At 31.8% G+C, this 22,713-nt stretch carries 14 protein-coding genes, 2 tRNA genes, 1 rRNA gene and 1 other annotated feature; of the genes, 9 read left to right on the top strand and 8 right to left on the bottom strand.

Features of this window, described 5'->3' with window-relative positions; translation table 11 throughout:
* Positions 1-191 precede the first annotated feature (191 nt).
* Positions 192-1,382 carry a mechanosensitive ion channel gene (locus L0U77_RS06425; RefSeq protein WP_233885267.1) on the bottom strand — a complete coding sequence of 397 codons (1,191 nt, stop codon included), beginning with the start codon at positions 1,380-1,382 and terminating at the stop codon, positions 192-194.
* Positions 1,383-1,715: 333 nt separating this feature from the next.
* Here L0U77_RS06425 and rocD point away from each other — a divergent pair, with 333 nt between their 5' ends.
* Positions 1,716-2,996: an ornithine--oxo-acid transaminase gene (gene rocD / locus L0U77_RS06420; protein WP_233862033.1), complete on the top strand. Its 1,281-nt coding sequence runs from the start codon at positions 1,716-1,718 to the stop codon at positions 2,994-2,996.
* A 380-nt stretch (positions 2,997-3,376) separates the two neighbouring features.
* On the opposite strand, the gene L0U77_RS06415 is transcribed toward rocD, so the two are convergent.
* From L0U77_RS06415 to L0U77_RS06400, 4 genes are all read right to left on the bottom strand, one after another.
* Positions 3,377-6,406 carry a DEAD/DEAH box helicase gene (locus L0U77_RS06415; RefSeq protein WP_233900912.1) on the bottom strand — a complete coding sequence of 1,010 codons (3,030 nt, stop codon included), beginning with the start codon at positions 6,404-6,406 and terminating at the stop codon, positions 3,377-3,379.
* Between the two features lie 128 nt (positions 6,407-6,534).
* Positions 6,535-6,912: a CCC motif membrane protein gene (locus tag L0U77_RS06410; RefSeq protein ID WP_233897300.1), complete on the bottom strand. Its 378-nt coding sequence runs from the start codon at positions 6,910-6,912 to the stop codon at positions 6,535-6,537.
* Positions 6,913-6,935: 23 nt separating this feature from the next.
* The gene (locus tag L0U77_RS06405) at positions 6,936-7,205 is read right to left on the bottom strand and encodes a DUF2752 domain-containing protein (RefSeq protein WP_233897301.1); all 270 of its coding nucleotides are present in this window, start codon (positions 7,203-7,205) and stop codon (positions 6,936-6,938) included.
* Positions 7,206-7,226: 21 nt separating this feature from the next.
* Positions 7,227-7,550 carry a YbaB/EbfC family nucleoid-associated protein gene (locus tag L0U77_RS06400; RefSeq protein ID WP_101917324.1) on the bottom strand — a complete coding sequence of 108 codons (324 nt, stop codon included), beginning with the start codon at positions 7,548-7,550 and terminating at the stop codon, positions 7,227-7,229.
* A 99-nt stretch (positions 7,551-7,649) separates the two neighbouring features.
* Here L0U77_RS06400 and L0U77_RS06395 point away from each other — a divergent pair, with 99 nt between their 5' ends.
* Both L0U77_RS06395 and capA read left to right on the top strand, forming a co-directional pair.
* On the top strand, positions 7,650-9,821 hold the full coding sequence (locus L0U77_RS06395) for a S9 family peptidase (RefSeq protein ID WP_394801650.1): 2,172 nt from the start codon (positions 7,650-7,652) through the stop codon (positions 9,819-9,821).
* Positions 9,822-9,951: 130 nt separating this feature from the next.
* Positions 9,952-10,950 carry a cysteate synthase gene (gene capA / locus L0U77_RS06390; protein WP_101917321.1) on the top strand — a complete coding sequence of 333 codons (999 nt, stop codon included), beginning with the start codon at positions 9,952-9,954 and terminating at the stop codon, positions 10,948-10,950.
* A 31-nt stretch (positions 10,951-10,981) separates the two neighbouring features.
* On the opposite strand, the gene L0U77_RS06385 is transcribed toward capA, so the two are convergent.
* Positions 10,982-12,529, bottom strand: coding sequence for a fibronectin type III domain-containing protein (locus L0U77_RS06385; protein WP_233900911.1), 1,548 nt, complete (start codon positions 12,527-12,529; stop codon positions 10,982-10,984).
* Positions 12,530-12,679: 150 nt separating this feature from the next.
* Between L0U77_RS06385 and L0U77_RS06380 the strand changes: the two genes are divergently transcribed.
* Positions 12,680-13,114 carry a hypothetical protein gene (locus L0U77_RS06380; protein ID WP_101917316.1) on the top strand — a complete coding sequence of 145 codons (435 nt, stop codon included), beginning with the start codon at positions 12,680-12,682 and terminating at the stop codon, positions 13,112-13,114.
* 123 nt (positions 13,115-13,237) lie between these two features.
* Here the strand turns inward: L0U77_RS06380 and L0U77_RS06375 are convergent, their stop codons facing one another.
* A complete protein-coding gene (locus tag L0U77_RS06375; RefSeq protein WP_233885278.1) occupies positions 13,238-14,020 on the bottom strand; it encodes an alpha/beta fold hydrolase in 783 nt (260 codons plus the stop codon).
* Between the two features lie 190 nt (positions 14,021-14,210).
* Between L0U77_RS06375 and L0U77_RS06370 the strand changes: the two genes are divergently transcribed.
* Entirely contained in the window at positions 14,211-15,524 is a 1,314-nt protein-coding gene (locus L0U77_RS06370; RefSeq protein WP_233897303.1) for a DEAD/DEAH box helicase, read from the top strand.
* An 89-nt stretch (positions 15,525-15,613) separates the two neighbouring features.
* Here L0U77_RS06370 and L0U77_RS06365 read toward each other — a convergent pair whose 3' ends face one another.
* Positions 15,614-16,567 (bottom strand): tRNA dihydrouridine synthase, encoded by a 954-nt coding sequence (locus L0U77_RS06365; protein WP_233897304.1) that lies wholly within the window; start codon positions 16,565-16,567, stop codon positions 15,614-15,616.
* Positions 16,568-16,765: 198 nt separating this feature from the next.
* On the opposite strand from L0U77_RS06365, the gene pbpC reads away from it, so the two are divergent.
* From pbpC to L0U77_RS06345, 4 genes are all read left to right on the top strand, one after another.
* Positions 16,766-19,054, top strand: coding sequence for a penicillin-binding protein 1C (gene pbpC / locus L0U77_RS06360; RefSeq protein ID WP_338126512.1), 2,289 nt, complete (start codon positions 16,766-16,768; stop codon positions 19,052-19,054).
* 841 nt (positions 19,055-19,895) lie between these two features.
* Positions 19,896-21,443, top strand: a 16S ribosomal RNA gene (locus tag L0U77_RS06355).
* Between the two features lie 79 nt (positions 21,444-21,522).
* Positions 21,523-21,596 (top strand) — tRNA-Ile (locus L0U77_RS06350).
* Positions 21,597-21,681: 85 nt separating this feature from the next.
* Positions 21,682-21,755, top strand: a tRNA-Ala gene (locus L0U77_RS06345).
* Between the two features lie 245 nt (positions 21,756-22,000).
* Positions 22,001-22,406 (top strand) — a sequence feature (23S ribosomal RNA rRNA prediction is too short).
* Positions 22,407-22,713 lie beyond the last annotated feature (307 nt).

Below are 22,713 nucleotides of genomic sequence, written 5' to 3'. Positions count from 1 at the left end.
TTATTTTTTTATTTTTTGATGAAAAATAGTAGGCATTTATCTTCACTATAATTAAGACACTTTTATTGCTTAAAAGTCACCTAAAGATACTTAAAAAACAATTAAAATCCCAGTTTTATTTTGACAAAAAAGCACCTCGATAGAGGTGCTTTAATAATTAATTGATAGCCGTTATTCTAACTATTTTAACATTATTCTTTTTTCGCAACATCGGTTGTGTTGTGGTTTGTATTGTTGCTAAATTTATTTAATATTTTTTCCATTTGTTTACCACCAGCCTCACGACCACCCAATCCAAAAGAAAGTACTACGGTTAAGGCAACCGCACCAAGCGTTATTCCAAAAGCTAAATTGATAATATCATCAGCAATACCCATTTTACCTAAACCGATTGCTAAGAAAACCGCTAAAATAGCAACTCTTACAATACTTCCTACAAATTTATTATCACTTTTCATAAAGTTTTTAGAAGCGATTGTTGCAATCCAATTTCCGATCGCTAAAATAAGTAATCCGAATAAAATATTTCCTGCAAGATTTAAAACCGTATTCATAATTTCAGAAAGTTTGCTGAATTCTAATTTATCAATAGCAGTCATCACACCAAATAATACGATAAACGCATATACAATGTTTGCAATTAATTTCTCAACATTCGTTTTACCTGTAAAAGAGTCTAAATTAGCGCTTTTTAATATTTCATTAAGATTTAAACTGTCTAATAAATCTTTAATCAAATTACTTAAAAATTTACCTCCAATAACAAATATTATTAAAATTAACGTTGCTACTAATATTTTAGGAATTGCAGCGAAGAAAATCTCTAACATATTGGTTGCTGGTTGAGAAATAGAATCAACATTTAAAATATTTAAAGCGGCTATTAAAAGCGGAATAAATATAAAGATAAACACAACTTTTTTAAGAATGGTAACAATATTAATATTTTCAGGAAGGTTTAATTTTGGAGCAAATTTTTGAATTGTTCCTCCTGATAACCCAATTAATTCAGAAACAATTGTTGCTAACATATAACCGATATAACCGACAAGTCCTGCGCCTACAATGTTTGGAATAAATTGAGTAAAGCCGTTTAATAATCCTTTAATCGGTTCTAAAACGCTTGTCATTCCTAATTTATCTAGGGCAATCATAAAAACAAAAATCATAATTAAGTAGTACACTAATTTTGATATTAAATCACCAAAACTAATTTTACTATTACTTAATGTTTTATTTAAACCACTTTTATCACTTATTTTATTGATAAGAGATCTAACTAATTTTGCAACTAACCATCCTAAAATAATAATTAATAAGGCGCTAATAGGATTTCCAAAGCTACCTGTAATTTGATTGTACGTGTCTAAAATCTGATTCATTTTTTATATTTTTTAAGTTTTATTAGTTATGGTTATGACACTTGTTTAAATAAATAGTCACTATTAATTTTGATTCCTCTTTTTAAAAAAAATACTGATAAAATTAATTGAAGTTCAATTAGAGCCTTTTTAAATAATAGTTATTTAAAAAGAATCTAAAAAAGCGTCAATTTTTTTTTTAATAGGTATTTTTAAGACTAAAAAACTTAATATTTAGTAATATTGCAACACTTTTTAGGGATGATTTCTTTCCCACGCTGAATTTTCGAAATTTCTTCGAAAGGATAAAGGTGAATAGGAATAGTTTTTTTATTAATTAAAAATTATTTTTAAATGGCTGATTTACAACAAATAACTTCGCAACAAGCGATTGAATTAGAAGACAAATACGGAGCGCACAATTATCACCCGTTACCAGTAGTATTGAGTAAAGGTGAAGGTGTACATGTTTGGGATGTTGAAGGAAAAAAGTATTATGACTTTTTATCTGCTTATTCGGCAGTAAATCAAGGGCATTGTCATCCAAGAATTGTTGATGCCATGGTTAATCAAGCAAAAACATTAACGTTAACTTCTCGTGCTTTTTATAACGATATGTTAGGGAAATATGAAAAATTTGCTACAGAGCTTTTTGGTTTTGACAAATTATTACCAATGAATACAGGTGCAGAAGCCGTAGAGACAGCTTTGAAATTATGTAGAAAATGGGCTTATGAAGTAAAAGGAATCAATGAAAATGATGCTAAAATAGTTGTTTGTGAAAACAATTTCCACGGACGTACTACAACGATTATTTCTTTTTCAAATGATCCTGTAGCTCGTAAAAACTTTGGACCGTTTACGAACGGATTTATCAAAATAGAATATAACAACTTAAAAGCGTTACAAGAAGTTTTAGAAAGCGATAAAAATATTGCTGGTTTCTTAGTAGAGCCAATTCAAGGAGAGGCAGGCGTATATGTTCCTTCTGAAGGATATTTAGCAGCAGCAAAAGCTTTATGTGAAAAACATAATGTATTATTTATTGCTGATGAGGTTCAAACAGGAATTGCACGTACAGGTCGTTTATTAGCAACTTGTGGAAACTGTTCTTGTGCTGATAAAAACTGTTCTGGAGAACCAGAAATTAAAGCGGATATTTTAATTTTAGGAAAAGCACTTTCAGGAGGAGCGTATCCAGTATCTGCTGTGTTGGCAAATAATAATATTATGGATGTTATTAAACCAGGAAATCACGGGTCTACTTTTGGAGGGAATCCAATTGCTGCTGCTGTAGCAATGGCTGCTTTAGAAGTGGTTCAAGAAGAAAATTTAGCTGAAAACGCATACAATCTTGGTGTAATTTTTAGAGCTGAATTAGCAGAATTTGCTAAAACAACTGATTTAGTATTATCGGTAAGAGGAAAAGGGTTATTAAATGCTGTTCTAATTAACGATACTGAAGATAGTTCAACGGCTTGGGATATTTGTATGAAGTTACGTGATAACGGATTATTAGCTAAACCAACACACGGAAATATTATTCGTTTTGCACCGCCTTTAGTTATGACCGAAGCACAATTAATGGATTGTATCGCAATTATTAAGAAAACTATTTCTGAGTTTAAAAAATAAGCTTCTTATTTTTTTAATATAAAGCGAAGATATAAAAGGAACGATTTTAATAAATCGTTCCTTTTTTTGTGAGTTTTTGTAAATTTTTATAAAATATTATTTTGATTTTTATTGATTTTGATGCTCTAAGAGCCTGTTTAAAAATTAAATAAACTGTCAGTTCTCGATACAATTTTTTGATATAAAAACAGACTTAAATATTTGACCGCTTATTTCTGAATTGTAGTTAAAATAATATCGAAATAAATAGTTATAACCAAAACTTAGTAAATAGACCTAGCCCCGATTGAAGCAATTGTTTGAGCTCCTTTTTTTTGATTTTTCTTCAAAAAAAAGAGCGAGTGCGGAAAGCGGGAAATAGCTTCAAAAAAAAGTATAATTTATTTTTTCATTTCATGAATTTGTAAATGCTTCTTTAAAATACCTGATGGTGTGTTTTTTGTTTCATCAAAAATTCGAGTGTCGCCAAATAAAATAAAACTCTCTTTTGCTCTGGAAACCGCTACATTTAACATATTCGGCTTGTTATCTTTTTCGAAAAATAACGTTCCTTCATCTAAATTTGTATACACCGAACTGAATAAAATAATGCTACGTTCCGCACCTTGCAACGCATGAACCGTTCCTAATTTTATCTTATTGACATTAAAACCCGCTTGGGTTAAGGCTTTTGATAATTCCCCTTTTTGACTCGAAAAGGGCGTAATAATCCCTAAAATATGTTCAATATCAACAACATTATAGGCCTCTTGAATCTGCTCTTTATGTTGTTGTAACCACGTAATAATCGCTTTTACTTCACTGATATTATAACGACTGTTGAATTTTCGCTCGCTAACTCCCTCAATATGATATGCCATCATCGAAGGGAAAATTTGATGCTCTTTTGCGACACCTTTCATCGGTTTTAAAATACCGTTGTAGGCGAGTTCATTACAGAAATTAATAATTTCATCGTTGCATCTTCGGTGTTCTAACAAGACCAATCCTCGCTCTTTTTGATCTTGTTCTGCTAAAAAGGTTTCAAATTCACACGCATTTTGAGCCATCTTCATAATACTTCCGCTAGAGGCTAAAAAACCGATTTCATTCAAATAAATTTCCTCTTTTTTATTATTTTCTTTTTCATGAAGAAGATGTAAATTCGATAAATTACCAATATCAATTTTTCTTGGAATAGCCCAAATTGGTTCGATTTGTTTTAAATCACCAATAACAAACGCCTTTTTTGTTAGTGAAAAGACAGGAATACTAACTTCGGGAGTTACTTGACCTGCTTCATCAATAATTAAAAAATCTAAAAAATTATAGAGTGGAAGATACTCGAAAATCGGCTTTCCATACTCGTCTTCTCCCATAAATTGACTGTATAAAAAATGACTCGGTGCCATGTAAAATGTCGCTACAAAACAAGGCGTTAGCATCGCTCTGCGTTTCCATTTGTTTTTAATCGCATTTTCTCCCGTGCCTTTTTCTGTATCATTTTTAAGAGCGTCTTTTGTAGCAAGCAACCAACGTGCTTCCCAATAATGAACCGAAAATAAAAATGCTTTATGACGCAATTCCATGTCTAATTCATCATAAAAAAAACGTGCAGAATTATCGTTTGAATTTATTTTTTCATACTCATTTTCCCACATTTTTGCTTCAGAAATAACAGGGAAACCACTAATTTTATTTTCTGATTTCCAGTTTTTTAATTTCAAATTAGCCTGTAAAGCAAGGTTTAAATTTCCAATACATTCTTTGATAAAGAAAACAGTTTTATCATAATTGTTACTTGTTTCTTCGGATATTTTAAAAATAACTTCAGATGTAATAGCTGTATTATTAGCGATAGAAATACTGTTCTCAATTTTAAAATATTGAATTATTTTAGCAGTAAAATTATTTTTATTTATAGTTGATTTTAGACGTGTTATTACCGTACGCCATTCTTTTAATTTTGAAATTTTAAACGCATCTTTTTGAATAAAATCCGCTTTATTTATTAGAATCGTATTGATGAAATTAATGCTATTTATATAATCTTTTGAAAAATTAACGCCGTCGATTAACGTATTCTGAATCGTGATAATTTCATCTTGTAAATCATTGCAAACATCTTCGAGAGAGTTTGTTTCTGTATCAAAATAATGACAATAATTTATTAGAAAATAATACTCGGCATCAGCAAGATAAGTATCGTTTTCTAAATCGCACAAAGTTCCTTGATGACCAAATAAATTTCCTTTTAAAAAGTTGATGTTTTTAAGTCCTTTTTCATTCTTAGAATTTGATGGAAGATACGTAGCGTATCCGTTAAAATTAGGAATCCAACGAATGGCTAAAGCATCTAACGAACTTTTTGAATTGATAAAACTATCAATAATATTAGTAACCGCCTGATTATTGTTTGAACATGCTAAAATTACGGGTGCATCTTCTCCTTTTATGGCTGATTTCACAAATTCGGTAGCAACTAAACTTTGTAACAGCGTTGTTTTTCCAGTTCCTGGAGGACCATTTACTGCCATAATCGTATTTTCTGGTGAAATCAAATAAGATAATAACGTTTTTCGTTGGCTTATCGATAATGGAAATTTATTGGACATTTGTCCTAAATGCAAGTGATTATAATTTAAGAAATCGGCATCGGTAACAGGATTTTTTCGGTTTTCAGTACTGAAAAAAGGGTCAATTATTTTTGATAAAACAGGCAATGCTGTCTCTTTTGTTTCTTCATTTTTTAATAAATTTTCATACAAAAAAAGAATACTTTTCGCCGTAGAAATTTTGGAACTTACCGCAAAATAAGTGAGTTCATAATGAGTGTGGTAGTCTTGAGTTTTATAATGATTTAAAGTATTGCCCGTAATTTGTGTGAAAATTTGATGGATATATGTCCAATAGTCATCCCAAGAAATTTGCTCATCTTCGTATGTTGGTTCAGGCGTTTCAATATCTTGAGCATTTAAAATAGTGTCAATTTCTGAAAAAATAAAATCATTTTTAATATCGGCAATCGGTGTTAAATAATTGCGGACAATTAATGGAAATAATTCTTTAGGTGCTGATAATTCTCCCGAACGATTTACCGTTGCAATTATCCAAAAAGGATGAATTATACGTTTTTTTTCTGTTTGATAATCTGTTTGGTATTCTAAATTAAAAAGCGAAAATAAAACACTCGTTTGTTGAAGTTTAAACCACGTAGGATGTTCTTTTTTAGTAATTCCTTTTAAGCGATTAATGCGTCTTTCTTCGATATCTAATAGTTCATTGGCTTGTTTTGAATTGATAATTCCATTACTTAAATCAGCTGTTTTTTGATGAAATAAATTTTTAATCTTAGAAATATCAATCGCTAAATTTTCGCTATCAGATAAACTATTCTTATAATATTGTAACCAGTTTTTTTCGTCTTTCATGCCTTTTGAAAATAGCCTGCGAAATTACAGTATTTTTTATCAATATTTTTCATCAAAAAAAAGCAACCATAATGATAGGTTGCTTTTTTAAAAACTAAATTTTAGTCAATTCTATTTTTTTCTATTTTTTATTCGTTCTTTAATTCATTAATTCTTTCCATCATTAATTCGGCATCTCCTAAAGTATCCCAACCAATTTGATTCAAAAACCAAATTACATATCCGATAAAAATAATATTCAAAATCATACCAATAAGTCCTAATATTCGAGCTGTACTTGCATTTTTAACACCGTTATATTTTTCTGGATTATCATTGTCTAGTTGCACGGCTTTATTACCTAGTATAATCGCTAAAATTCCCAAAGGCAATCCTATAATTCCATAACAAAAACAAGTAAGAATTGAAAAAATTCCTAATACTAACGATGTTGTAGAATTTGGTAAATTCTCTTTCATCTCTTTTTCAATACCTTTTTCTATACTTTTTTCTATCTCTTTTTCCATCTTTTAATAGTTTAAATAGTCTTTTAAATTAGTTCATTCATTTTCATAACATAACCCAAAACAATAATAATCACATTGATTATAGCTAAAATACTAATTATTTTTTGAGCGTATCTAAAGTTAAAAAAGAAGTTGATAACAATTAATACGCCTACTAATAATAGCGTATAAATAGCTGGATACATCTTAAAAGCGGTTATAAAATCACCCTGAATAACCAATATGAAAGCACGTTGAATACCACAACCTAAACAATCAACACCGAAGAATTTTTTGTTTAGGCATGGAAACATATAATCTTCTAGATTCAAAATTTATTTGAACATATCCATTCCTGGAATATTTGGCATTCCGTCTTGAGCGGCAACGGCTAATTCATGTTCATTGATTTCTTTCGCTTTTTTTAATGCTTTATTTAACGTTAAAATTAAATAATCTTCTAACTCTTCTTTATCACTCAATAAAGATTCATCAATAGCAATTGATTTAATGTCACTATTTGCAGTAATCGTAATTTTTAAACTTCCGTTAGCGGTTTGTTCATCAATTAAAACGGTGTTTAATCTCTTTTTTGTTGCTTCTACATTTTTTTGAGCATCTTTTATTTTACTCATCATTCCTGAAATATCTCCAAACATTTTATTGATTATTTTAAATTAAACTTTATTTTAAGCAAAAATACTATTTTAACAAGTAATTTACTCAAAACAAATAATCAAAATCAAATCAAAATTAAAATGAAAAAAATAATATCGTTTTCTATGTTTATTGCCGTCGCTATTAGTCTTATTTTTGTTGATTGCAAAACAAAAGACATGAATAAAAAGAATATAACAGCACCTATTGCTGATAAACAACCAAAAACATTAGAAATTCACGGAGATAAACGTGTCGATGATTATTTTTGGATGCGTTTAACAGATGCACAAAAAAATGCCGAAATCAAAGATGCACAAACTCAAAAAGTGTACGATTATTTGAATGCTGAAAATTCATTTTACGAGCAAGAAACAACACATACCAAGGATTTTCAAGAAGAATTATTTCAAGAAATGAAAGGGCGTATTAAAGAAGATGACAGCTCTGTTCCATATAAAAAAGATGGTTATTTTTACAGTACACGCTACGAAAAAGGACAGCAATATCCCATTTATAGCCGTAAAAAAGCCTCTTTAGAAGCCGTTGAAGAAATTATGTTTAATGTAAATGATCAAGCGAAAGGCTACGATTATTTTCAATTAGGTGGTTTAAGTATTTCTTCGGATAATAAATTAACAACCTTTGCAACCGATACGGTAAGTCGTCGTCAATATACGATTCAAATAAAAAATTTAGAAACAGGTGAAATTTATCCTGATAAAATAGAAAATACTACAGGTGGCGCTGTTTGGGCAAACGATAATAAGACGTTGTTCTACACTAAAAAAGATCCTGAAACCTTACGTAGTTCTCAAATTTACAAGCATATTTTAGGAACTGATACGGCTGATGATGTATTAATTTTTGAAGAAAAAGATGAAACGTTCGGGACTTTTATCACCAAAACAAAATCGAAAAAATACCTAGTAATGGGTTCGTATAGTACGGTTTCTAATGAATATCAAGTTTTAGAGGCTGATAATCCTAACGGAACTTTTAGAATGATTCAAGCTCGTGAGCGTGATTTAGAATATGATATCGCACATTACGAAAATCATTTTTATATCAAAACAAATAAAGACGGCGCAACGAATTTTAAGTTGATGAAAACTCCTGAAGATAAAACAACCAAAGAAAATTGGGTGGATGTAATTCCGCATAGAGAAGACACTCTATTTGAAGATTTTTCAATTTTTAAAGAGTATTTAGTCTTAGAAGAAAGAACCAACGGTTTAAATAAAATTCGTATTAAACGTTGGGATAATACCGAAGATTATTATTTACCTTTTTCGGAAGAAACCTATTCGGCAGGAGTACACGGAAATCCAGATTTTGATACTGATGTAATTCGTTATTCATATAATTCAATGACTACACCAAGTTCTGTGATTGATTTTAATATGAGAGATCAATCCAAAGAAATTAAAAAAGAACAAGAGGTTTTAGGAGGGAAGTTTGATAAAAATAATTATGTAAGCGAGCGTATTTGGGTAACAGCTCGTGATGGTAAAAAAGTGGCGTTGTCAATAGTACATCATAAAGATACGAAGCTTACCAAAGACACGCCTATTTTACAATATGCGTACGGTTCTTACGGGCATACAATTTCTGACGGATTTTCAACAACACGTTTAAGTTTGCTTGATAGAGGTTTTGTATATGCGTTGGCACACATTCGAGGAAGCGAGTATTTAGGACGCGATTGGTATGAAGACGGTAAAATGCTAACCAAGCAAAATACATTTAACGATTTTGTAGATTGTTCTAAGTATTTAATAGATAATAATTATACATCGCCAAAGCATTTATATGCGATGGGCGGTTCTGCGGGTGGCTTATTAATGGGGGCAATTATCAATATGAACCCTGAATTATATAACGGAATTATCGCCGCTGTGCCTTTTGTAGATGTAATTTCAACGATGTTAGATGATACGATTCCATTAACAACAGGTGAATATGACGAATGGGGAAATCCAAACGAAAAAGAATATTATGACTATATGAAATCATATTCGCCATACGATCAAGTAGCGGCAAAAGCATACCCGAATATGTTAATAACCACAGGATTACACGATAGTCAAGTGCAATATTGGGAACCTGCAAAATGGATTGCAAAGCTTAGAGATATGAAAACAAACGATAATTTATTATTTCTACATACCAATATGGAAGCAGGTCATGGTGGTGCTTCTGGAAGGTTTGATGCCTTAAAAGAAACCGCTGAAGAATACAGCTTCTTTTTAATGTTAGAGGATAAGTTATAAAAATATTAAAAAAATAATGATACTTTTGTAGCTAATTTAGTGCAAGCGTCATTGTAAAAATAACGAAGTAATCTGCACAAGATAAACTTTTGTTTGTTTTACAATGACGCTTTCTTATTTTAAAATAATAATGAATAGACATAAAGGAATTACCAATTCAATTTTAGATTTAATAGGGCAAACCCCTATGATAAAGCTAGATAAAATAACAAAAAACTTTTTAGGAACCTATTACGCAAAAGTAGAAGCTTTTAATCCTGGACATTCGGCTAAAGATAGAATCGCATTGCATATTATTGAAAGTGCCGAGAAAAAAGGAATCTTAAAAAAAGGAGATACCATTGTTGAAACAACTTCAGGAAATACAGGTTTTTCATTAGCAATGATTAGTGTTATCAAAGGCTATAAATGTATTTTAGCAGTGAGTGATAAATCATCACAAGATAAAATTGATATGTTAAAATCAATGGGCGCTCAGGTACATGTTTGTCCTGCAAATGTTGCACCAGATGATACTCGTTCCTATTATGAAGTAGCCAAAAGATTACATCGAGAAAATCCAGGCTCTATTTATATCAATCAATACTTCAATGAGCTAAATATAGAAGCACATTATAAAAGTACAGGTCCTGAAATTTGGAAACAAACAAAAGGAAAAGTAACACACGTGGTTATTGCAAGCGGAACTGGCGGAACGATTTCGGGTACAGGAAAGTATTTGAAAGAGAAAAATCCAAAGATAAAAGTTTTAGGAGTCGATGCCATCGGTTCTGTTTTGAAAAAATATCATGAAACAGGCGAGTTTGATGAAAATGAAATATCACCCTATAAAATTGAAGGTTTAGGAAAGAATTTAATTCCAACAGCCACTGATTTTGATGTAATTGATATCTACGAAAAAGTATCAGATAAAGATGCCGCACTTACATCAAGAGAATTAGTAAAAATAGAAGGGTTATTCTGCGGATATACTTCTGGCGCTGTCTTACAAGCGACCAAACAATATAATGAAAAAGGATATTTTGACAAGGATAGTGTTGTTGTGGTGCTTTTACCTGACCACGGTTCTCGTTATATGAATAAAATTTATTCAGATACTTGGATGAAAGCACAAGGTTTTTTAGAATAATTCTTTCGTTGAGGTTTAAAAAAAGTTAAAATTAATTATTTAACACAAGCGAAAAAAGGAAGGATAGCTTATAAACTATCCTTCCTTTTTTGTTAAAAAAACAGGTATTATCAAATTTAACTTTATAAGTTACGCCATTCTCTGTAATGAGTACATATCCAGTATTATTAAATAATATTTTATTGTAATTTTCTGAAGAAAAAGTATTACTCATAATAGCTGTACTGTAGGTCATAAAGTTATTTATAATAATACCTCCTATACTAACTTTATCAAAATCGATATTACTTATTGAATCCGAAAATTTTATTTTCAATTGATTACTGAAATATTGACTACTAGGCGTGTATAAAACAGCCTCAGTAACAGTTAAAGTAGGGTGTGTTTGGTATGATTTTTCTGTAGTAAATCTAATTTCTCGACTTAATGTTTTAACAGGATGACCTACTGTTTTATTGGCTATAATTTTTACGATATATTCTGTGTTAGGTGTTAAATCAGTAAAGTTATAATTAGTCCCATAAATAGCTGATAATTTTGGGTTTTGTTGCTTTCCGTTAAGATATATGTCATAATTAATCGATGATGTATGATTAGGATAAGTTGATGGAGTCCAAGTAATATTAGCGGTAGTATTTGTAAAAGAGTCAACCATAATATTAAAATCAGAAAGATTAGGATGTATAATTGTTGTAAAAGTAATAGTCTCTTCAGTTGAAGCTCCATTATCTGAATTTGCAATCACTTTAAACGTATAGGTTTGTCCTTCATTTAAAGTTGTAAATACCCAAGAACTAGCTGTATCAGTAAGAGAATGAAATATAGTTTTATCATCTAAAATAATCGAGTAACTATAAGTAAATCCGTCTTGAACAGTTGGTGGTGTCCACTGTATCATTAACCAATGAGGATCTAAATTATCTGTATCATCATCGTCATTATTAATTACTAAAGGAAAACGAGAAGGAGGTACTCCTAATGCATTAAATCCTTTTTCTACAGTAGAAATTTTATTTTTATTACTTTTGGCTATAATTTTTACTTTATAATATTTACTAGGATTTAAATTATTTAAATTAACGGTTAAAACATCTAAATCTTCATGTTTAAGTTCGTTATTAACATATACATCATATAATATACTCGAATTATCTTCAATATTTGAAGCAGACCATGTTAGTGTAGCTTTGTTGGTCGTAATATCTGTTATTAAAAGATTAACATCAGAAGGTGTTGGATTTCTATTAGTTATAAAGTAGAATTCTTTTTCAGCAATTTCTCCTGAATTACTCGTTACCAATAGCTTTCCTGAATAACTTGTCGATTCACTTAAATTATTAAAAATCCAAGAATTAGAAGTTATATTATCCGCTATTTTTTTGTTTTCTAAGAAAATATCAAATTTTAGAGTAGATTTATCAGGGATTGATGCGCTCCAAGATAATAAAGCAGTTTCTGCTGTTATTTCATTTATTTGAGTTTCTGAAATTACAGGCAATATTACTTGATTCTCGACATCAGAAGAACAAGAAGTAATAACTAGCGCTAGTATTATTAAAAAAGAATAAAATTTTTTCATTATATTTTATATATTTGAGATGCCAAAAATAAACAACAGCATTTTAAAGTTAGCCTGAAAATTATAATTTTTATTATTAATGTAATAATATTAAAAAATAAATGTTAATCTTGTGGATTATTTATATCAAACTTATAAACTATAAAATTTATGAAGAAATTAGTCGTAGTAGTAACATTGTTTTTTTCAGCAATATCATTTGCTCAAATTGAATTTGTTGAAAAAACAAAAATAGATGTTGTTGGACAAGTCGAATATGTTTATCTGGAAAAAGTGGGGAATGAAGCATATAATTTATTTTATAAAAATGTGAATAATCCAGTGAAAGAATACGTTTCTTTTTCATTTAAAAATATCGATAATGATGCTGCTAAATTACATCAAATTATTGTTCGAGGTTTTGAAGAATCAACAGGAAGTAGATATCAAATTAAAGCAAATGGAGATGCTATTTACTTTAAATATGTAAGAGATCAAGGAATTGTTAAAATGAAAATTCAACAATATGTAAGTAGAGAACCAGATGTTTTAACAGAATCTAAATTATTAACATTAGATGAAGTAAATAAAATATTTAATAATTAATCACACTTTTTTTTCTTATTTCTGATTAAAATCAGAATTAAAAAAACTATCAAAAAAACTCCTGAAAATTAATTTTTAGGAGTTTTTTTATAGGTAGTAATTAAAAAAAATATAGGTAGAATTCTAAGCAATAGAATGAATATATTTTATTGTTTTTGTATTGAAAATAGTTGCTTTTTCAACATTTACAACGTGTCCGCATTTCTGAATAACAACCAAAGAAGCTTTTACATGTTTTTCGACCACGTTTTTAATAGAGGGTAAAAACAAATGATCTTCTTCGCCCATAATATATAAAGTAGGAATTTTAAGATCTTTCATTCTAAATACACGTAATAATGGATTTATTTCAGCGGTTAATTTAAACCATCGTAAAAATTCTTTTTGATATAATTTTTTAGCTTCATTCACAAAAAGAGAACGTGATTTTTTATGATTTTTCTTCGGCATTATGATAAACGCAAAAAGTTTATACAATAACATATAGGGAATAATTGATTTACATAAGTTCCCCATAAAAATTAAAAAACGAGAGCGTAAATTTAATTTGATAATTGCTCCGCCCATAATCATACTTTTTACTAAATCGGGTTTTTTCTCAGCTAAATTCCGAATTAAAATAGTTCCTAAAGAAATACCTACAAAGTGCGATTTCGTAATTTTTAAATGTGAAATAACCTCTAGAATATCTTCGGTAATGGCATCAAAAGTATATTTTTTCTGAAACGGCGTTTTTAGTATTGATTTGCTATCGCCATGACCACGTAAATCTAAAATTAAAATATTAAAATGTTTCTTAAATTCTCGAACTTGCTTGTACCAAATAGCGCTACTTCCGCCTGCCCCATGTACAAATGTAACCCATTGTGTAGAAGTTATATGTTCGTAAGAATAGTAATTTAACAAATTAAAAGTATTTAAAATTCAGGCTAAAATAATTTATTTTAATAACTTTACTAGTAAAATCAGCCTATTTTTAAATTGATGTAAATAATATCACAGTGTTTTTAGGCTAAATTTAAGATAAATAAAGATACACTGCCTATCTTTGTGGCTTTAAAAGTTATTAAAAAAACTTCATAGATATTCAAATATTATGGCAATGACAGTAAAAACACAGGAAGATATTTTAGCAAAACTAAATATCTATGAGTTAAACGAAATGCAACAAAAAGCGATTTCAGTAATAGATACAAATGCAAATACAGTTATACTTTCACCAACAGGAACTGGTAAAACCTTAGGTTTTTTATTACCAGCCTTGAAATTAATCGACACAGAAAACAACGATATTCAAGTATTAATTTTAGTACCATCAAGAGAATTAGCTATTCAAATAGAACAGGTAATTCGTGAAATGGGAACAGGTTTTAAAGTAAACGCTGTTTATGGCGGGCGCTCAATGGCAAAAGATAAAACGGAACTAAAACATATACCAAGTATTTTAATTGGTACGCCTGGTAGAATTTTAGACCATTTTGCAAACGAACGTTTTTCTAAAGATAGTATCAAAACGTTAATTTTAGATGAGTTTGATAAATCGTTAGAAGTTGGTTTTGAATCTGAAATGAGAGGGATTATCAATCAATTACCAAATCTTAAAAAACGTATTTTAACTTCTGCAACGCAAGAAACAGAAATTCCACAATTTGTAGGTTTAAATAAACCAACGGTATTAAATTATTTAACAGGAAAAAAATCAAGACAATTAACTTTAAAAACGGTTGTTTCTCCTATTAAAAATAAAAATAAAACTTTACATGAATTATTACAACATGTAGGAAATCAGCAAGGAATTATTTTTTGTAATTTAAAAGATAGCATCAATCACGTAAGCGAATTTTTAGAGAAAAATAAAATTGCACATAGTTGTTTTTCTGGAGGAATGGAGCAAAGAGATCGTGAGCGTTCGTTAATAAAATTCAGAAATGGAACAAGTCAGGTATTAATTGCAACCGATTTAGCGGCAAGAGGTATTGATATTCCTGAAATGAAATATATTATTCATTACGAATTACCAGAAAGAATTGAAGAATTTACTCATAGAAATGGTAGAACTGCAAGAGTAAATGCAAAAGGAACTGCATATATTTTAAAATGGCAAAAAGAAAATTTACCAGATTTTCTTAAAAATATTCCTAATGAAGATATTTCTCATAAACAAAAAATAAAAGCTCATTATTGGGAAACTTTATTTATTTCAGGAGGAAGAAAAGATAAAATATCAAAAGGAGATATTGCAGGATTATTCTTTAAAAAAGGAAACTTAACCAAAGAACAATTAGGAGTTATCGAATTAAAGCAAGATTGTGCTTTTATCGCAGTTCCTGTAAGTGAAGCGAAAAAATTAATTGAAGAATTAAATAATACTCGTTTAAAAAATAAAAAAGTACGTATTACTTTGGCATAATAATTAGTCAATTAATCAAGAACAATAAAAAGGCTATTTCTTAAATTTAAGAAATAGCCTTTTTTTATAAATTAATTAGAGAAGAATTATTAAAGACGTTTTTCATTACTTAAAATTTCTTTTACAGCTATTTGATATTTTTTCTGATTTCCAGCTTTTTTAATCTGTTTGTAGGTTTTCTGCGGATTATCAAATGACTTTGAAAAATATTCCCAAAAACCTAACATTTTCATTTTGATAGGTGTTGGTCCTGATAAAGCTTCATCATATTGTTGATAAATTTCATTATGAAAAGCTTCAAAACGTTGCCATCTATCTTCAGGGTATTCGGTTGTATTGTCTTTAATCATCTGTGGTAAAAACGGATCAGCAATTAAACCACGCCCAATCATAAAATGATCAATACTAGGAAAACGCTCTTGAATCGCTTTAAAACCAGCAACATTAGTAATATCTCCGTTGTAATATAATTGATGTTTAGCAACATCAATACATTTTTGAAAAGCATCTAAATCAACACCACCTTTGTATAATTGTTTTCCTATACGTGCGTGAATTGCTACATTTTTTAAAGGATATTTATCTAAAATAGGGAAGGAGTTTAAAATTTCTTCACTATTTTCATAACCCATTCGCATTTTCATTGAAACTAAAATATCCGATTCGTTGTGTGCTTTGTGTAAAACTTCATCAATTTTTGCGGGATTACAAATTAATCCAGAACCCATTCCTGATTTTGTAACCATCGGATACGGGCAACCTAAATTCCAGTTTAATTCTTTATAGCCTAAGCTTTGTACATATTTTGCAACAAATAAAAATTCCTCAGGATCGTTTGTTATTACCTGCGGAATTACGGTTAAAGTATCGTTGTTTTCAGGTAACAAATCACGCTTATAACTCGATTTTATAATCATTTTCCCATTCAATCGAATGTATGGCGCGTAATAAGTATCAATACCTCCGAAATATTTATGCTGTGCATTTCTAAATCTAAAATCGGTAAAGCCTTGTAATGGTGATGAAAGTAAAGTAAAACTCATAATTTTTAATAAGCTGCAAATATAACTTACTTATCCTTTATTTTTTACGCTTAAACTTTATACTTTTGAAAGTATACTTTTAAAATAAAGATTAGAAACATAATCTGTATTAAATCTGCATGAAAAACTTACATGAACACACTTTTTAACTTTTTAAAACAGTATCAATTAAAAAAACTGGTTATTAGCATTTTTTCATTGATAACAATACTATATTATTTTTGTTTACCCCAGCAATTATTTTTAGTGCCAACATCAACCGTTGTAACTGCAAAAAACAATGAATTATTAGGAGCTGTTATTGCCAAAGATGGGCAATGGCGATTTCCTGAATTAGATTCCGTACCTAAAAAATTTGAAGCCTGTATTTTACAATTTGAAGACGCTTATTTTTATCAGCATTTTGGTTTTAATCCAATATCAATAGGAAAAGCATTTATTCAAAATAGCAAAGCAAAACGAGTAATTAGAGGTGGAAGTACACTAACACAGCAAGTAATTCGATTATCAAGAAAAAATAAAAGTAGGTCTTATCTAGAAAAAATAAAAGAACTCGTTCTAGCAACTCGATTAGAATTTAGATATTCAAAAGAAAATATTATAAAGTTATATGCTTCTCACGCTCCTTTCGGAGGAAATGTCGTTGGCTTAGAAATGGCTTCTTGGCGCTATTTCGGATTACAACCACATCAATTATCATGGGCAGAAACAGCAACTTTAGCCGTATTACCAAATGCACCTTCGTTAATTTATCCAGGGAAAAATCAACAAAGATTAAAAGAAAAACGAAATAGATTACTTAAAAAATTATATCAACAGAAAATTATAGATAAAATAACCTATCAATTAGCATTAGAAGAAACCTTGCCTCAAAAACCTTACCGTTTGCCAAATTTTGCACCACACTTTGTGCAAGAAATAGCTAAAAAACACCAAGGAAAATATATACAAAGTTCTTTAGATATCCATTTACAAAAACAGGTAAATAACTTGGTAAAACAGCACTATTTACATCAAAAACAGAATGAAGTATATAATATGTCTGTAGTAGTTTTAGATGTTGCTACCAGAAAAGTCATAAGTTATGTAGGTAATTCACCAACGGATAAAGCGCATCAAAAAGACGTAAACAATGTTATTTCGGCACGAAGTACGGGAAGCATTTTAAAACCATTTTTATATGCACAAATGTTACAGTCGGGTGCTATATTGCCAACGCAATTAGTGGCTGATATTCCTATTGAAATAGCGGGTTATACCCCCAAAAATTACGATTTAACTTTTGATGGTGCCGTTCCTGCCAACCAAGCCTTAACCCGTTCTTTAAATATTCCATCGGTTTTAATGTTAAAATCATACGGATTAGAAAAATTCAGAGAAAATTTAAAAGCGTATCATATTAATGACATCGATAAATCGGCAGATTATTATGGATTATCGTTAATTTTAGGTGGAGCAGAAGCGAGTTTGTGGGATTTATGTAAAACATTTGCAAGCTATGCAGGTATTGTAAATCATTTTGAAGCTACAAAACATCAATATTATTCAAAGGAATTTTTAGAACCGAGTTATTTAAATTCAGCTAAAATAAATTTTGGTAAAACCCAAAAAAACTACACACATATTGATGCAGGCGTAGCCTTTACAACATTAAATACTTTAACTCAAGTAAACAGACCTCTTGTCGATCAATCATGGAAATATTTTGATTCTTCTCAAAAAATAGGATGGAAAACGGGTACAAGTTTCGGTAATAAAGATGCTTGGGCAATTGGTGTAACTCCTAAATATGTTGTCGGAGTTTGGGTTGGAAATTCTGACGGAGAAGGAAGGCCTGATTTAACAGGCGTAGGAAGTGCCGCTCCTTTGCTATTTAACGTTTTTGATGTGTTGCCAAAATCAGATTGGTTTTTAGAACCTTTTGAAGCATTAATTGAAGGAGATATCTGCGAAAAAAGCGGATATTTGGCGTTGCCAATTTGTAAATCGGTTATAAAGAGAATTCCTAAAAATGGCGTAAGAGCAAAGCCTTGCCCATATCACAAGCAAATAACAGTTGATGCGTCAGAAATTTTTCAAGTAACCTCTAATTGCGAAGCTGTAAGTAATATGAAAGCGAAAACTTGGTTTGTTTTACCTCCTTTAATGGCGCATTATTACAAGCAAAAAAACGCAAATTACCGTGAATTACCAAGCTTTAAAAATGGCTGTAATGAGTTCGAAAATAATATGATGAGTTTTGTTTTTCCAACAAAATTTCGTTCTAAAATATCACTAACAAAAGGCGTTGAAAAATTAAATCCAATTATTTTAAAAGTAACTCATACTAGTGCGGATGCTGTTTTATATTGGTATTTAGACGGTGTTTTTATAGGTAATACGACTCAATATCACGAACAGGCGATAATTCCTAAAAAAGGAAACCATAAAATTACAGTAATAGACAATCTAGGAAATGAGAAAATTTGCTTTATAGCTGTTATTTAATTTTTTTTGAAGCAATTTCCCGCTTTCCGCACTCGCTTTTTTTGTTTTTAAAAAAGAAAAACAAAAAAGAGCTCAAACAAAGCGTCAATCGGGGCTAGGCATTTGTGCTCATTTTGATAATTTGATAAATCAATAATAATTTTTGCAAACCAAGCCAATCGACTATGAATTGGTTATCGTGAGCATCTTTCAGGTGACGACAATAATCAAAATAACTTCAAATTTCAAGACCTATATATAAGGACAAAAATAAAGTAGGGGCAAACCTATGTGTTCGCCCACCAGAAAACCGTAGGAATCTATGTGTTTTCTCATTATAAAAAATAAAATATCGCCTGTTTGAGCTCAAAAGCCAACAACAAGAAGTAGGTCTAAAAAAAATAATTACCTGATAATCAGTCACTCCTTAAATTTATTGAAAATAAATGCATAAAAAAGCTTAAAAACACAAAAAAGAGTCGTAAGTTTGTAGTCCATAACAGCGATATTAATTATCGCAGTGTTATAAACGTTCATTTAAAACATTTTTTAAAATAAGTTAAATTTAGCTTGTTTAAAACAAATTAAAAGATGTATATTTGCAACCGCTTTAAGAAATACATTAAAGCAAAACGATCAAGAAATTTCGGAATGACTTTTAAAAAGTCAGTTAGTTCGATTCTAACATTTCTACAAAAGAAGTCTGAGAAGATTAATAAGTTAAAAGATACTTGTGTGTGTCGACTCGACACGTTCATTGAAAACATTGAAATTGACAGCGTAAATAAGAGTAGAATAACCACGTTCTATTAATTTAGAACAAATTCTTTTGAAACTTATTCATTAATATTATTTAAAATATACAATGAAGAGTTTGATCCTGGCTCAGGATGAACGCTAGCGGCAGGCTTAACACATGCAAGTCGAGGGGTAACAGGTAGCTTGCTATGCTGACGACCGGCGAACGGGTGCGTAACGCGTATAGAATCTGCCTTGTACAGGAGGATAGCCTTTAGAAATGAAGATTAACAYTCCATAATGTAGGGTTTCGGCATCGAGACTTTATTAAACATTTATGGGTACAAGATGACTATGCGTCCTATTAGCTAGATGGTAAGGTAACGGCTTACCATGGCAACGATAGGTAGGGGGTCTGAGAGGATTATCCCCCACACTGGTACTGAGACACGGACCAGACTCCTACGGGAGGCAGCAGTGAGGAATATTGGTCAATGGAGGCAACTCTGAACCAGCCATGCCGCGTGCAGGATGACTGCCCTATGGGTTGTAAACTGCTTTTATACAGGAAGAAACCGATGTACGTGTACATCCTTGACGGTACTGTAAGAATAAGGACCGGCTAACTCCGTGCCAGCAGCCGCGGTAATACGGAGGGTCCGAGCGTTATCCGGAATCATTGGGTTTAAAGGGTCCGCAGGCGGTCAATTAAGTCAGAGGTGAAAGCCCATCGCTCAACGATGGAACTGCCTTTGATACTGGTTGACTTGAGTTATACGGAAGTAGATAGAATAAGTAGTGTAGCGGTGAAATGCATAGATATTACTTAGAATACCGATTGCGAAGGCAGTCTACTACGTATATACTGACGCTGAGGGACGAAAGCGTGGGGAGCGAACAGGATTAGATACCCTGGTAGTCCACGCCGTAAACGATGGATACTAGTTGTTGGACTTCGGTTCAGTGACTAAGCGAAAGTGATAAGTATCCCACCTGGGGAGTACGGTCGCAAGACTGAAACTCAAAGGAATTGACGGGGGCCCGCACAAGCGGTGGAGCATGTGGTTTAATTCGATGATACGCGAGGAACCTTACCAGGGCTTAAATGTAGATTGACAGGGCTAGAGATAGCTTTTTCTTCGGACAATTTACAAGGTGCTGCATGGTTGTCGTCAGCTCGTGCCGTGAGGTGTCAGGTTAAGTCCTATAACGAGCGCAACCCCTATTTTTAGTTGCTAACAGGTTAAGCTGAGGACTCTAGAGAGACTGCCGGTGCAAACCGTGAGGAAGGTGGGGATGACGTCAAATCATCACGGCCCTTACGTCCTGGGCTACACACGTGCTACAATGGTATGGACAATGAGCAGCCACTGGGCGACCAGGAGCGAATCTATAAACCATATCACNTTCGGACAATTTACAAGGTGCTGCATGGTTGTCGTCAGCTCGTGCCGTGAGGTGTCAGGTTAAGTCCTATAACGAGAGCANTGTAGATTGACAGGGCTAGAGATAGCTTTTTCTTCGGACAATKTACACACCGCCCGTCAAGCCATGGAAGCTGGGGGTGCCTGAAGTTCGTTACCGCAAGGAGCGACCTAGGGTAAAACTGGTAACTAGGGCTAAGTCGTAACAAGGTAGCCGTACCGGAAGGTGCGGCTGGAACACCTCCTTTCTAGAGAAAGATGGTGAGTTACAAAAGGAAGTTTTACTCTTTGCTGTTAATTTTAAAATACACTAATAACAAGCTATATAGTCTCATAGCTCAGCTGGTTAGAGCGCTACACTGATAATGTAGAGGTCGGCAGTTCGAGTCTGCCTGAGACTACAAAAAGCGAGTTGTTAGAAAGGAAATTCTAGAAATTAGAGGATTCGACATTCAAATTCTGAATAGTATTCTAGAGTTTTATAATGGGGGATTAGCTCAGTTGGCTAGAGCGCTTGCCTTGCACGCAAGAGGTCATCAGTTCGACTCTGATATTCTCCACAACGGCATAAAGTTGTTCACGAAAAGTTTAAATACTTGTCCGTGGCGACTCGCCACAAGTTCATTGACATATTGGTAAAATGATATCGTAAAGAAATCAAGATAGAGAAGTTAATCTTCGGATTAACAACAATATTTTTATAAAAATAAATAATTATAAAGAGCTCGTTCTAAACATTTATGTTTAGAGCAAAAAGTACAATAAGCTAAATAAGGGCGTATGGCGGATGCCTAGGCTTTCAGAGGCGATGAAGGACGCGATAAGCTGCGATAAGCTACGGGGAGGGGCACATACCTTATAATCCGTAGATTTCCGAATGGGGCAACCCGGCATGTTGAAGACATGTCACCCGAAAGGGGGCAAACCCGGTGAACTGAAACATCTAAGTAACCGGAGGAAGAGAAAACAATAGTGATTCCGTTAGTAGTGGCGAGCGAACGCGGATTAGCCCAAACCAATACTGTTACGGCAGTATTGGGGTTGTAGGGCTGCGACATTAGAATCTAAGAGAACTAGAATCGATTGGAAAATCGAACCGAAGATAGTGATAGTCTAGTATAGGTAATCGAAGATAATATAGCAGTACCCTGAGTAGTGCGGGACACGAGTAATCCTGTATGAATCCACCGGGACCATCCGGTAAGGCTAAGAGAACTAGAATCGATTGGAAAATCGAACCGAAGATAGTGATAGTCTAGTATAGGTAATCGAAGATAATATAGCAGTACCCTGAGTAGTGCGGGACACGAGTAATCCTGTATGAATCCACCGGGACCATCCGGTAAGGCTAAATNAAGAGAACTAGAATCGATTGGAAAATCGAACCGAAGATAGTGATAGTCTAGTATAGGTAATCGAAGATAATATAGCAGTACCCTGAGTAGTGCGGGACACGAGTAATCCTGTATGAATCCACCGGGACCATCCGGTAAGGCTAAATACTCCTGAAAGACCGAT

It is taken from the genome of Tenacibaculum piscium, assembly GCF_021390715.1.
In the GTDB taxonomy this organism is placed as follows: domain Bacteria; phylum Bacteroidota; class Bacteroidia; order Flavobacteriales; family Flavobacteriaceae; genus Polaribacter; species Polaribacter piscius.
Note: the sequence above shows the minus strand (reverse complement) of the source record. Positions and strands in the feature narration are given on the sequence as shown.